This is a genomic window from Corynebacterium poyangense, from assembly GCF_014522205.1.
GTDB classification, from domain to species: domain Bacteria; phylum Actinomycetota; class Actinomycetes; order Mycobacteriales; family Mycobacteriaceae; genus Corynebacterium; species Corynebacterium poyangense.
This window is the reverse complement of the sequence record NZ_CP046884.1, coordinates 429,728-442,987: the sequence shown is the minus strand read 5'-3', so window position 1 is coordinate 442,987 and position 13,260 is coordinate 429,728. Positions and strand designations below refer to the sequence as shown.

12 protein-coding genes and 4 tRNA genes are annotated in these 13,260 nt (G+C 53.4%); 2 read left to right on the top strand and 14 right to left on the bottom strand.

Features of this window, described 5'->3' with window-relative positions; translation table 11 throughout:
* Window positions 1–50: 50 nt before the first annotated feature.
* On the top strand, window positions 51–1,223 hold the full coding sequence (gene solA / locus GP475_RS02115) for an N-methyl-L-tryptophan oxidase (RefSeq protein ID WP_187975014.1): 1,173 nt from the start codon (window positions 51–53) through the stop codon (window positions 1,221–1,223).
* A 47-nt stretch (window positions 1,224–1,270) separates the two neighbouring features.
* Here solA and GP475_RS02110 read toward each other — a convergent pair whose 3' ends face one another.
* The 10 genes from GP475_RS02110 to GP475_RS02065 all read right to left on the bottom strand — a co-directional run bounded on the left by GP475_RS02110 (window position 1,271) and on the right by GP475_RS02065 (window position 7,788).
* A complete protein-coding gene (locus GP475_RS02110) occupies window positions 1,271–3,016 on the bottom strand; it encodes an LTA synthase family protein (RefSeq protein WP_187975013.1) in 1,746 nt (581 codons plus the stop codon).
* Between the two features lie 237 nt (window positions 3,017–3,253).
* Window positions 3,254–3,958 carry a 50S ribosomal protein L1 gene (gene rplA, locus GP475_RS02105; RefSeq protein WP_187975012.1) on the bottom strand — a complete coding sequence of 235 codons (705 nt, stop codon included), beginning with the start codon at window positions 3,956–3,958 and terminating at the stop codon, window positions 3,254–3,256.
* Between the two features lie 81 nt (window positions 3,959–4,039).
* Window positions 4,040–4,474: a 50S ribosomal protein L11 gene (gene rplK / locus GP475_RS02100; protein WP_187975011.1), complete on the bottom strand. Its 435-nt coding sequence runs from the start codon at window positions 4,472–4,474 to the stop codon at window positions 4,040–4,042.
* 210 nt (window positions 4,475–4,684) lie between these two features.
* Complete coding sequence (gene nusG, locus GP475_RS02095; RefSeq protein WP_187975010.1) at window positions 4,685–5,464, bottom strand: transcription termination/antitermination protein NusG; 780 nt, start codon at window positions 5,462–5,464, stop codon at window positions 4,685–4,687.
* Window positions 5,465–5,584: 120 nt separating this feature from the next.
* A complete protein-coding gene (gene secE / locus GP475_RS02090) occupies window positions 5,585–5,914 on the bottom strand; it encodes a preprotein translocase subunit SecE (RefSeq protein ID WP_187975009.1) in 330 nt (109 codons plus the stop codon).
* A 33-nt stretch (window positions 5,915–5,947) separates the two neighbouring features.
* Window positions 5,948–6,020, bottom strand: a tRNA-Trp gene (locus GP475_RS02085).
* A gap of 185 nt (window positions 6,021–6,205) precedes the next feature.
* Window positions 6,206–6,279, bottom strand: a tRNA-Met gene (locus GP475_RS02080).
* Window positions 6,280–6,320: 41 nt separating this feature from the next.
* Window positions 6,321–6,393, bottom strand: a tRNA-Thr gene (locus GP475_RS02075).
* Between the two features lie 244 nt (window positions 6,394–6,637).
* Window positions 6,638–6,719 (bottom strand) — tRNA-Tyr (locus tag GP475_RS02070).
* A 79-nt stretch (window positions 6,720–6,798) separates the two neighbouring features.
* Window positions 6,799–7,788 (bottom strand): polyprenyl synthetase family protein, encoded by a 990-nt coding sequence (locus GP475_RS02065; RefSeq protein ID WP_187975750.1) that lies wholly within the window; start codon window positions 7,786–7,788, stop codon window positions 6,799–6,801.
* Between the two features lie 175 nt (window positions 7,789–7,963).
* Between GP475_RS02065 and GP475_RS02060 the strand changes: the two genes are divergently transcribed.
* Window positions 7,964–9,244 (top strand): geranylgeranyl reductase family protein, encoded by a 1,281-nt coding sequence (locus GP475_RS02060; RefSeq protein WP_187975008.1) that lies wholly within the window; start codon window positions 7,964–7,966, stop codon window positions 9,242–9,244.
* Here the strand turns inward: GP475_RS02060 and GP475_RS02055 are convergent.
* The 4 genes from GP475_RS02055 to menD form a co-directional block, all read right to left on the bottom strand.
* Entirely contained in the window at window positions 9,241–9,933 is a 693-nt protein-coding gene (locus tag GP475_RS02055; protein ID WP_187975007.1) for a demethylmenaquinone methyltransferase, read from the bottom strand. The genes GP475_RS02060 and GP475_RS02055 overlap by 4 nt on opposite strands.
* The gene (locus tag GP475_RS02050; RefSeq protein ID WP_187975006.1) at window positions 9,911–11,062 is read right to left on the bottom strand and encodes a glycosyltransferase family 4 protein; all 1,152 of its coding nucleotides are present in this window, start codon (window positions 11,060–11,062) and stop codon (window positions 9,911–9,913) included. Before GP475_RS02050 ends, GP475_RS02055 begins: the two co-directional genes overlap by 23 nt.
* 69 nt (window positions 11,063–11,131) lie before the next feature.
* A complete protein-coding gene (locus GP475_RS02045; RefSeq protein ID WP_187975005.1) occupies window positions 11,132–11,602 on the bottom strand; it encodes a DUF3592 domain-containing protein in 471 nt (156 codons plus the stop codon).
* Between the two features lie 5 nt (window positions 11,603–11,607).
* Complete coding sequence (gene menD, locus GP475_RS02040) at window positions 11,608–13,251, bottom strand: 2-succinyl-5-enolpyruvyl-6-hydroxy-3-cyclohexene-1-carboxylic-acid synthase (protein WP_187975749.1); 1,644 nt, start codon at window positions 13,249–13,251, stop codon at window positions 11,608–11,610.
* Window positions 13,252–13,260 lie beyond the last annotated feature (9 nt).

Below are 13,260 nucleotides of genomic sequence, written 5' to 3'. Positions count from 1 at the left end.
TATTGTGAGCTAGTTAACTATTGGGTAAGAAAATAGAAAGGAGCGCCGCCATGACTCTTAACCCCCCTTCACGCGAGAATTTCGACGTCATTATCGTCGGTGTCGGCGCTATGGGATCTGCGGCACTTGATGCCTTAGCCAACCGCGGAGCCAAAGTCCTTGGCATAGAACAATTCTCCATCGCCCACGATCGAGGATCGAGTCACGGTGGTTCTCGTATCATCCGACAATCCTACTTTGAGCACCCCGATTATGTTCCCTGGCTGAAACGGGCCTACGAACTGTGGGAACAATTAGATTCCTGGTGGGAAGAACCAATTATGCATATCACTGGAGGGCTGTATATGGGTCCTTCGGCCAGCCCCACTTTTGCCGGTTCTTTACTTGCCGCTGAGCTCCATCATCTTCCCCACAAGGTTCTCAGTTCCAGCGATGTCCATCAGCGTTTCCCTCAATTTCATCCTGGTCACGATGACACAGCGCTATTTGAAGAAATCGCCGGGTGGGTGGTGCCAGAAGAAACCATCCGCGCCCAAGTGGCTAGAGCACAACTTCGCGGTGCAGAACTGAAAACTGGGATAGAGGTACAGAACATCACCTGTCACCCGCACGAAGTTCAGGTGCATTGCTCCGATGGAGCCACCTACCGGGCAGACCAGATCATCCTCAGCCCGGGCGCCTGGGCCTCCCATTTTCTAGCTGATCTTAACTTCCCGATGAAAGTGGAACGCCAGGTGATGTACTGGTTTGACCCAACTGATCTGCAAGAGCATTTTGAGTCTAGCCCGGTTTATGTGCATGAATCCCCTGCCGGCGAACAAATCTATGGTTTCCCAGCCAACTCCGAGGGGGCAAAAGTGGCATTCTTTAGAAAAGGGACCCTCACGCAACCTGATACTCTCATTCGGGACGTTTGTGCGACGGAGATCCAGGCAATGCGTCAGCGGTTAGCTGAAACTATCCCCACGTTGAGTGAGGGAAAACTACGGCAGGCTAAAGCCTGCATGTACACCACAACCGCGGATGAAAACTTCATTATTGGCCGACACCCCACTCAACATCGAATACTGTTGGCCTGCGGATTTTCCGGTCATGGTTTCAAATTTGTCCCCGTCGTGGGTGAGGTTTTAGCCGATATGATCTCTTCCAACTCCGATGACTGCGGCGTCACACTTTTTGATCCTCGACGATTCAGTGAGGTTCAAGCTGCTACCGATCACTAGCATCCGCCCCCGGATGCTTGGCACAAGCTGTGGAGCTTCCCTGGAGTCTATTGGCGGAAGTCGAAATAGAATTCGCTTCGCTTAGCTAAAGCATCATTTATGCTCTGAAGCCCGTGTTCTTCGATGAGGGTTTTCCTCCCAGAAAAGAGGTTGGTTCCGATACCAGCTCGGTCATCTTTAATATTGGCTCCGATGGCGGCCAAAGCGGTGGGGAAAAGATCAAAGGGGGCAAAATCCCGCCGATGCATTCTTTCTCGTGGAGGTGGTGCGATAGCAGGATTAAGAATCATATTGACGATGGTTCTTTCATAGTCTTTATCCCAGCCATCAAAAAATGCCTTATCCATAGAACGATGATCCCCCACAATCATGATGGAGGTGTCCTGAGCAAAAGGCTGTTGCTGCACCCACTGCACAAATTTCATCACTTGTGCTTGGGAATAAAAGATTACATTGCCGTATTGAGTGTCAAAGGGTTCTTCGGTGATCTTGGGAGACTTATAGCCATCGGGGAAGTGGGTATCAGCGTTTTCCAAAATAAAGTAAAAAGGCTTGGGCTGCTGAGAGAGCCGCGTGATTTCTCTCTTCGCAAATTCATAGATTTTATCGTCTTCATAACCCCACCATTCCTTGTAGCCTTCGGGAAGATAACCGTGGTTAATGGCGTAGGCATGGTCGAAGACGAGGAAGTCCCCATGCTCTCGGTAGTAGTCCCCAAGACCACCCCAGCTAGCGTCTGCTCCCATCATCAACTCAGTGTTGTAGCCATTGTCATGGAGTAGCTCCCCCATAGTCGGGAACTTCGGGTAAAACATAGCTTCGGCAGTGCCGCCAGCGATCGACGTTTTCATGGGAACACCAGCTTCCATATTGATCATGGCAGCCACCGAGTGAACTGAGCCGAAAGTCTGGTGAGGACCACCCATCGTGTCAGTGTGGGAAAAATGCACGGATTTTTCGTTCAGCTTCAACAAATCTGGCATGTAGTTGCGATCATCATAACCGCCATGGTCACGGTCATAGTAGGAGTTTTCGACCGACTCCATATAAATATGGATGAAATTCCGTTTCTTTGCCGGGAACGTCACCGTGTCTCTCGGGTTGACGTAGTTATCGGCCAAGAACTCGGAGGTACTGTTCATAGAACCCAAATCAGATAGAGGTAAAACCGCAAAAGCATAACCCGTTGAGGCCACCGCCAAGGTAGTGATCCCCAAAATGCTGAGCAGGCGCCGAGTGTACGTCGGGCACCATATCGGAACTTGAAGCCCAATGACCAGGAGCATGAAAACAGGCGCAATCATGTAATTATTGATTTGGGCGTCTGTTACGGCTGTGGATTCCCCGTTTCCGCTGGTGACCACAAAAACTAATTGATCAACTGATAGCTCTCCGAAGAATTGATGAAACCAGTTAGAGATAAAGAATCCGAGGGCTGCGAAAGCAGCAATAAAACCTCCGAGAATTGCCCAAATAATTGCGGGTAGTAATCGCGAATGAGGAATCGCTTGAGGGGAGCGACGACGCATCACCGCGCGGAATATACCTACCCCGCATAGCGCAACACCGATAGCTCCGCCAAAGTAGAGAAAATAAAACCAGATGGGATGGGGTAACCCGTAGGGCAATACTCGTATCGCAAAAACCGTAATGAGGAAAGTAATAATCACGGTATTGACGCCGAAGCTGACGCTCTTCCAGAGCCGCAGCGGGGTCTTCCGCGTACTGGCTAGAATCCAGTACATCACGCTTGCCACAAGCCACTGGGTAAGCTGAATAAAAAAGACGCTCACGTGCGCCTACTTTCTACTTCTCAAGTCCAAAATTCACCAAATGTTAACACTAATTTTAGATCAGGAAATAGTGATTAGCCCCACAAGGTGGAGTTTTCTCTTAAATCTTTTAGTTCAGAGTTGGTGATTGCCTCATTTTAGCGGGAAAAGAGGTGGTCATGGGTGTAAAAAAACACCCCTGCGATAACCACGATAGGTCACCGCCGGGGTGTCATTAATGGCTTTAGAAGCTCAGAGCTATTCAGCGAAGTTCTTCACCACGCTGGTATCAACCGGGATTCCAGGCCCATTGGTGGAAGCCACGGTGATCTTCTTCAGGTAAATACCCTTAGAAGAGGTCGGCTTGATGCGAAGAAGTTCCTCGATCAAAGCACCATAGTTCTCAGCCAGCGCCTTGGGGTCAAAGGAAGCCTTGCCGATAGCAGTGTGAAGGTTAGCGGCCCGGTCAACACGGAAGGAGATCTTTCCTCCCTTAACTTCCTTGATTGCCTTGGCGACATCGGTGGTCACCGTACCGGTCTTCGGGTTAGGCATAAGACCACGGGGGCCTAGGACGCGAGCCACGCGGCCCACCTTAGCCATTTGATCCGGCGTAGCGATAGTGACGTCAAAGTCCAAGTTACCGGCGTTGATCTGCTCAATCAGTTCGTCGGTTCCCACAATATCGGCACCGGCTTCTTCAGCCTGAGTAGCTTTTTCGCCAGCAGCAAACACGGCTACCCGAACCTCTTTACCAGTACCATTCGGCAAAGAAACAGTACCGCGAACTAACTGATCAGCCTTGCGGGGATCAACACCCAGGCGGATCGCGACGTCAATGGTGGCGTCATAGTTCTTAGAAGAAGTCTCAGAAGCCAATTTGAGGGCTTCAATCGGCCGATAAATACGGCCAGCATCAATCAATTCCGCAGCAGCGCGGTAAGCCTTAGATTTTTTGCTCATTTCTAAAGAGTCCTGTCCTGAAGATAGTTAGAGGATTCTTGTGTGGTGCGGGCCGGAGCGGGCCCTGCCACAAGGGGGGAATTACTCCTTGACAGTGATGCCCATGGAGCGTGCCGTACCGGCAATAATCTTGCACGCTGCGTCAATATCGCGAGCGTTCAGGTCCGGCATCTTAGTGGTGGCAATTTCTTTCACCTGGTCAATGGTGACAGTGCCAACCTTTTGGGTGTGCGGAACACCAGAACCCTTCTGCAAACCAGCAGCCTTGAGCAGCAGTTTCGCAGCTGGAGGGGTCTTCAGCACGAAGGAGAAGCTACGGTCTTCATAGACGGTGATTTCCACGGGCACAACGTTGCCCCGCTGAGCTTCAGTAGCAGCGTTGTACTGCTTACAGAAGTCCATGATGTTCACACCGTGAGCACCCAAAGCCGGACCAACCGGAGGAGCCGGGTTAGCGGCACCAGCTTCGATCTGCAGCTTGATCAGGCCAGTAACTTTCTTCTTCTTCGGAGCCATCGAATTACCTCATTTCCCTTGTTACCGGGCAACACCACGATGCTTGCGCTGCCCGTCCGGATGCCGGGGCTCCCCGGCCACCGGGGATTGTCTTTTTACCTGTGTAGTGTCACTAGCGAACCCATAAAGTTCATGACACACGAAAAAACACAGTACCAAACGATACTATGTTTCCCAAGTTTGCGGAGACGCTCTAACCCGCAAACTGCTTTAAGTGATTTTCTCCACCTGATCAGCAGTAAGCTCTACCGGGGTTTCCCGACCAAAGATACTGACCAAGGCCTGAATCTTACCGGTTTCTTGGTCGATTTCAGAGATAGTGGCAGAGACCGAAGCCAAAGCACCGGTAAGGATAGTAACGGCTTCCCCCACCTCGTAGTCGATGCGCTGCTGCGGCTTCGATTTTTCCTCCGGCATCGCAACAACTTGTTCACCGTCTTCATTCACCACCGGTGCTTCCACATCATCAGTCAAGGAAGGAAGCAAGAATTTCGCCACATCACGGTGCTTTACCGGGGTGGCGTTGCCTTCGTTGCCTACGAAGGAGGTGACCCCAGGGGTGTCTCGCACAACTGACCAGGACCGGTCATTGATATCCATGCGCACCAGCACATAACCGGGCAGGAGTTTCCGTTTAACGGGCTTGCGCTTGCCATCTTTAATTTCGATGACTTGCTCAATAGGCACCACGACCTCATAGATGGAATCTTCCACCTCCAGGGTCTGAGCCCGCATATCCAGGTTCGTCTTTACCTTGTTCTCGTACCCGGAATACGTCTGCACAATATACCAACTACCCGGCTTTTTCTTCAGATCCCGGGTAAATTTCCGCAGCCGCGCCCGGTACTCTGCATCGGAATCCTCCGCTGGAGTATCGAGTTGAGCAGATTCCTCAACAATAGCCACGTCGGCCTCTTGCACAGGTTGTTCTTCAACTACCTGGGGTTGATCCTCGGCTACTTCGGCCGGTGTGGTGTTTTCTTCACTCATCCTTCATTCTCCGTACCTTGTCACTCCTCGGCTATCCTACCCGCCAGCGAGAAGTTCTAATAAGCAATCCCGCCGGCCCGGTGGGCTTCGGCGGGATGATTACTTCTTTAAATTGGGATTTTAGCGAGGGGTGAGCACGAACTCAACTCCCGCACGAACTAGCGCATCAACCCCGGCTGTCAACGCCGTCATGATGATGAGGAAAGCGAAAACCACGACGGTGTACACCACCATTTGTTTAGCGGTGGGCCACACCACCTTACGCATCTCAGCAACAACTTCAGGGATAAAAGCTGCAACCCCACCACCTGGTTTTTCATCAGGATTTTTCCGCGCTACTGCAGGTGTAGCTGCCTTCTGCGCGGAAACAGAGGTGGTACTGACACCAGCGAGTTGGCGTTTTCCGGTAGGACGCGGGGCACCCGTTTTCTTCGGCTGCTTTTCACTCACGACGTTCCTCCAGAGAATGCTGGCTTGTGCTTGCAGGGGCGACAGGACTTGAACCTGCAACCTACGGTTTTGGAGACCGTTGCTCTACCAATTGAGCTACGCCCCTTCACTGCCCTTTGGAACAGCGAGAACTACCCTAGCATGCTTCGCCCGACTGCGACAAAGTCAGTGCAAACCCCCGGTTTTGACAGGGCATTCATCCTCGACGCCTAGCACATCTTCGCCATGGGCGAGGTATCACACAAAACAATATCCCCGACGCGCCATAGACGTCGGGGATATCCCTATCAGTAGCGATGGAGAGATTCGAACTCTCGACCTCACGATTATGAGTCGTGCGCTCTCACCAACTGAGCTACACCGCCACGATGTCTGCTTGCCGCCATGCAGCTGAAACAAACAACAGAGCCCCCTAACAGAATCGAACTGTTGACCTTTTCCTTACCATGGAAACGCTCTGCCGACTGAGCTAAGGGGGCACAGCTTAACTGAGAACTCCGAGACTGTACTGCCGCGGCGCTTTCGTTGAAGCCTTGCAAAGGTTAACCCGAACTGCGGCCCAAACACAAACTGACTGGTCACAAGCCTAAACAGGGACTAAAGAAAAGGATTTCGCGTTCTTTCCCGGGCTAATAGCCACGCGGCGTCAAGGCCTTAAGCGGCATAACGAAAAACAAAAAGACCCCGTCAATGGTGGCGACGGGGCCTCTTGCGAAAGGAGGGTGCCAGCTGAAGGATTCGAACCTCCGAAGGCAATGCCGGCTGATTTACAGTCAGCTCCCTTTGGCCGCTCGGGCAAGCTGGCGTGCACCTTATTTGGTGCGCTAGAAACTTTACTACGAACCCCCTCCCATAAGGCAAATCACCAGGTCAAAGTGGTGTTTTTAGCCAGCTCGCTGGACACTGAAACTAGCCAGCATCCGAAGAGCCCGCGTAGCCGCATTCTCAGGAAGGTGCTTCAATTGCTCATCAGCTTCCTCAAGATAACGATGAACATCAGCTAAGGCCTGTTCACGACCACTACTACGGCGCAGAAGATCAAGGATTTCTTCCAACGTCTCATCATCGTGTACCGGCCCCACAAGCAATTCCCGCAACCGGTCCCCTTCCTCGCTCTCCTCTCGAAGAGCATAAAGAACCGGCAAGGTATAGACCCCTTCTTTAAGATCCGTACCTGGTGTTTTCCCAGATTCCTTAGGATCAGAGAAGATGTCAATGATGTCATCAACTATTTGGAACACCATCCCAATAGCTGAACCAAAGCGCTGCAAGGCAGCGATGGTATGGGAATCAGCCCCGGCATGTAGCGCCCCTAAATACCCCGCTGAGGCAATCAGCACCCCAGTTTTTTCCCGAATCACCTTAAGGTAGTGCTCCACCGGATCTCCGCCTTGAGCACCGATAGTCTCACGCATCTGCCCAGTCACCAACATGGCAAAAGTTTCGGAAAAGTGAGCCACGGTTTCGGTCCCGAGCCGTGCCATAAGTCCGGAGGCATGAGCAAGAAGAATATCCCCGGCCAAAATAGCGACGGAGTTATTCCATCGACTATTAGCCGAAGCCACACCACGGCGTCGCTCTGCCTCATCCATCACATCATCGTGGTAGAGAGTAGCTAAATGAACTACCTCCACCACAGCGGCAGCTTCAGCCACCGCATCGGTATCAGAATGGGGGCCATATTGGGCGGCTAACAGCGCAAACATGGGCCGGAAGCGTTTCCCCCCGGCTTCCACCAGGTGCAGCACCTTCTCCACCAAGAAGTCCTCACCGCGGGATAGTTCTTCCCGCAAGATGTGCTCTACCCGTTGCATACCCTCCTGAATCGCCTGATTCAACTGCGGGTCACCCAGGTCCACGCTGTTCACCGACATGGCGCCTAGTTCATCGGCAGGGTCAGCCTGCTGATGGCGATGTGGGACGGGGCCAGTGTTCATCGTCTCGAGAATCCTTACAGAGCTTGTGCGGTACCGTAAATATCGTGTTTAACCGTAGTCCACCGGGCTGCATCATACACACCGTGCCCCTCAACAAGGAGTTTTTGGCGTAGTGACTGACGATATTCAACAGGTAGAAGTCCTTGTGATCGGTGCCGGTCCCGCTGGTGCCACTGCAGCCCTTCACGCCGCCCAACAGGGCTATGAGGTGCTGTTATGCGATTCAGCACCCTTTCCGCGCGATAAAACCTGCGGAGATGGGTTGACCCCCCGAGCCCTAAAACAGCTTCGCGATCTTAATATCGCTGAGCGAGTACTACCCCCTTTCCGTACTGACGGGCTTGTCCTCCATGGTTTTGGTTCCGACATCTATGCTCCCTGGCCGGATAGTATTTTCGGCAAGGAAGGCTCAGCGGTCCCGCGCCAGCAATTTGACCACGCCTTAGTGCAGGAAGCCATCCGTTGCGGGGTGACTTTTTGGGGAGGTGCGAAAGCCCGTCAGGCGCGCGTCGACCACGGCCGCCTTGAGCATATTCAGGTGGGAGAAAAACTAATAAAACCCAAGTTTGCCCTGGTCTGCGATGGGGTGCGCTCACCGGTAGGAAAAGAATTGGGGCGAGAATGGCAACAGCAAGAGGTGTATGGGATTGCGGCACGATCCTATTGCACCACCCCACGAGCTGAAGAACCGTGGATTCATTCTCACGCGGAATTGCGTTCCGAGGATGGGAAAATACAACCCGGGTATGGTTGGATTTTCCCTCTAGGAGGGGAGCAAGGAAAGGTGAATCTGGGGTGCGGGGCTTTGAGTACCTCCGCCCGTCCAGCCAAGATTAATACCAAAAAGCTACTGGAATTCTATGCCGCTCAGCAGCGTGAAGAGTGGCAATTAGGTGCCCCGGAACAGGTCACTTCTGCACTGCTACCGATGGGTGGGTCCATCTCTGGGGTCGCCGGCAAGAACTGGGCGCTCGTGGGAGATGCTGCCGCCTTGGTTAACCCTTTGAATGGTGAGGGCATTGACTATGGGATGGAGAGTGCACAGCTAGCTGTCATGATGATGGCGAGCCAGAAGAACCCCGATTTTCGACGCCAGTGGCCAGAGATTCTCAGAGCAGAGTTTGGTACTGCTTTCCTTTTGGGCCGAACTATTGCCCGAGCTCTTACCCTCCCCCGATTCCTCCCCATCGCTGGCTCCTTAGCGCTCAAAGAGCCAATAGGTCCACGTCTTATGCCTGTGGCAGCACGGCTTATGGGCAACCTGATCAGTGAGGAAGATCAAGACCTGGTGGCACGCATCTGGCGGGCCACTGGCCATAGCGCAACGAGCTGGCGTTATATTCGACGCCAACTAGGCCGGAGCATAACCCCCCTGTGGGGGGAGCAAATCTAGTTCTCTGGTTTGGTGGCGCAGTGCAAGGCCACGATCCCAAAGGTGAGGTTGGTGTAGGTGCAGTTTTGCCACCCGTGGGCATTGATTTCTGCAGCAAGTTCTTCCTGGCCTGGCCAATGTCGGATGGATTCCGCCAGGTATTCATAGGCATCCGGGTTGGAGGAAATCACATTGGCAATCCGTGGCAAAAGTCGCATTAAGTACTCTTTGTACACGGTACGAAAAACTGGTAAGACGGGAGTGGAAAATTCCGCAACGCACAGCCTGCCGCCGGGTTTTGTGACCCGCGCCATCTCTTCTAAACCAGCCCGAAAATCATGAATATTTCGCAAGCCATAGGAAATTGTGGCGGCATCAAAGGTGTTATCTGCAAAGGGTAGGCACATCCCATCGCCTACCACCTTGGGGACATCGCGATGAGCTCCCGCAGCTAACATGCCGGCAGAAAAGTCACAAGCGACGCACCACGCCCCGGAACAAGCCATTTCCACGGTCGATACAGCAGTTCCAGCTGCCAAGTCCAGAATCTTTTCTCCAGGCTTCAGGTTCAGCGCCTCGCGGGTCCGACGCCGCCACCGTCGATCCTGACCAAACGACTGAATGGTATTGGTGCGGTCATATTTTTCTCCCACATCATCAAACATCTTGGCAACGTCGAGTGGATTTTTATTTAAATCTGCCTTGGCCATAGTCACCGATCTTAGCTAGCTCTACGGCATCCTCATAGTAGGAAAGAAGTTGATCCCCCAACGCTTGCCATGTTCGCTCTGCTACCCCTGCCCGAGCCTGGGCTTGTAGCCGGGGATAGAGCCCTGGGCTCATGAGTCTATGCACCGTGGCGGGAAGCTGGCTATGGAAATCAGCGACCGGCAACAAAGAACCATTAATCCCCTCAGAGATAAGGTCAATCGGGCCCCCAGCGTGTGGCCCAATGGTAGGAACTCCGCTCGCTTGAGCCTCCTGGATTGTTTGGCAGAAGGTTTCAAACTCACCTGGGTGAGCAAAAAGATCAAAACTGGCGTATGCCCGAGCTAGTTGTTGCCCGGTGAGCGCTCCGGTGAATAGTGCGCCCGGCATTAGTTCAGTTAACGCGACGCGCTCCGGACCGTCACCCACAATGATGACTTGGATCCTTGGATCTTGAGCCGCTTTTGCTAGTCGGTGCACCCCCTTTTCTGCTGCCAGCCGCCCCACATAGCCCAGAATGATTTTTTTGCCGGTGGGATTCCAATGGCGGCGTAGAACAGGATCCCGAAAGCGTGGGTGAAACCGTTGCGAATCCACCCCACGACCCCAGCGTCGAACCCCTTCGACTCCATGGTCTTCTAACTCGCCAATAGCGACGCTGCTAGGCGCCAAGGTCAGTTGACAGCGGTTGTGCACGGCCCTGATCCAGTCCCAACTTGCCGTGGCTAGCGCTGAGAGCCGATAGCGTCGAGAAAACCCGGCGATATCTGTTTGGTAGACAGCGACACTCGGGATTTTTAGCTGCTTGGCGGCAAAGGCCCCAGCTGCACCCAGAACAAAGGGAGAAGCGAGGTGGACAATATCGGGTTGAAATGTTTTTAATCCCTGCCGTACCGCGACCGTGGGCACCCCCACTGGAAGAGAATCGATGAGAGGCACCCGGATGGTGGGTACTCGACGAATATTGAAACCCACGTAATTGGGGATTTCCTCTGCGTGGCCGCGAGCTCCCGGAGCAATGACCATGGCTTCATGCCCGCACTCAGCAAGATGTTCTAAGACCCGGAGTACCGAGTTACTTACCCCGTTGACGTTAGGGAGAAAAGATTCAGCAATGATCGCTACTCTCACAATCTCTGACTTTTCCCTTCTTTCATGACGGTGATCCAACGATGGGGTAGCCGGAAAACTACGTTCTGATTAAGTTTGATCCGAACTGTTCACAGCTGTCTCTTCTGGCGGGCGAGTCAAGCGATCAGAAACCCACCACAGCAGTGCAGCGATAGCCGTAATCACCAGTGCAGAGCTGGTAGCCGGGATAATCGACAGAGTCCATTGTCGGCCTTCTACCTTGACTAACTCTGGATGAGAACGCTGATAGTTAACCCACACTCGCTGTCCTACCCCAAGGTCGGTGGGGTAGAGCAAACCTGTGGGCGGGGAATAGAAAACGCCCTGCTCATCCTGAAATTCCACGGTGGTTCTGGTCAGCGATACGGCAGTGACCTCCGCTAGGGCCCGGCCACGATCCTGGTTGATGCGTCGGTCATTCAGCCAGGCAGCCCCCACCAAGGCAGTGCATCCCAATATCCCGGCGCAGAACAACACCAAAATCACTTGATGGAGACGACGCCTCACCCTCGCACGGGGAATATGAACCACTTTCGGCATAATTTTTAACCCAACTTCTGTCGGATCGCCTCATGAAATGCTCGACGCCCAGCTCGACTGGTCATGACCTCAATGACCTCCATTCCTGGGGAATAATCCACGCTATCGGCTAAAGCCTGGAGAAGTTCCTCAAGATTTTCTACCCGACGGTAGTGAACCTGATACCCCTGACACAGCGCAGCGATATCAACCTGAGTTGGAGTAGCAACAACCCGTTCAAAATGCTCTCTTAAACCAGGAGCGCCTGATTCCAAACTTTCGAAAATACCTCCGCCTCCATCATTAGCCACCACGAGAGTGAGATTTTCCGGGTGAGGTTCCGTCGGACCTATTGCTAAACCGTTGATGTCATGCAGGAAGGTCAAGTCCCCAAGATAGGCGATAGTCCGTGGTGCCCGGAGGTCTGTGGGTGCCAAAGCCTGGGTTGCTAGCGCAATCCCGACTGCTTGAGAAATAGATCCATCAATCCCTGCTGCGCCCCGGGGGGAATAGGTTGGGACCCCACCAAAAGGAAGCCCCACTAGGGAGAGGTCTCGAACGGGATTAGAAGCTCCAACAAACAGCGTATCCCCTACGCCCAGTCCATCGGAGATCGCAGCAGCAACATGGACGCCATGAAAACCGTATTCTGGCTCAGCCAGCAATTGGCGGATGGTGTCAGCAGCTAGATCGCTGGCCGCATGACAGATTTTCTGCCATTGCTTATCTACCGCCCCCACTGTGCGAACCCTGGTCCCATAGGCACTAGCCTGTCGCCCCAGATCCGTAAACTGCGCTGTTTGAGACAGACAAATCACATCAATGTCAGAGTCGGAGATTAAGGCTAGAACGTCTCGGTGCAGGGTCGGATGGCCTACCACAATCACCTGTTCAGGACGCGTATCAACCTGGTATTCTCCCTGGCTAATACTGCCTTTACGAAGCAGCCCCGCGGCGGCCGGATGCACGGGGTGAAAAGGTGCTGGGGCAGTCGGCTCCGCTAACGTCGGCAAGTCAGCTAATTCTTCAATTTCCCAGGCTTCATCACCGCTAATCACCAGGGGGCGACGTCTCAGATCAATGCACACCTCACCGTGATCCCACACCTGAGGTGGCAACGGAGTAGGTGCCAAACGAGGCTGAGTGTCTTCCCTCGGAGCTAATTCAGTGGGTAACAGCGGGGTATCAAAAGCAATATTGAGATGAGTGGGCCCGGCGCCGGCAGCCTGGATAATGTCTGGAATGCGGTGAGTATCCTGTGCCGTTTCAATCTGGTGGGAAGGAATGACACTGCTAAAGAGACCCAACTGGGTGATGGTTTGGCTAGCGCCTGTCCCGACCAGGCGAGAAGGGCGATCCGCGCTCAACACCACGAGGCGCTGATGCGAATGAGCTGCTTCTACGACCGCGGCTAAGCACTCGGCCACAGCTGTTCCAGAGGTCATCACTACCGGAACCGGTCGGCGAGTAACTCGGCTGAGCCCTAATGCCAAGAAACTGGCAGAACGTTCATCAACTCGAACGTGGAGGCGTAGCTCCGGGTACTGGGTCAGGGCAAAAGATAAGGGAGAGTTCCGAGATCCTGGGCATAGCACCACGTCCCGAACCTCGGCGTCTAGACAGCGTCGAATGACATGGTGGGCCAGCTCAAAAGCCGGAGGTTGGGACAAAGACATAAG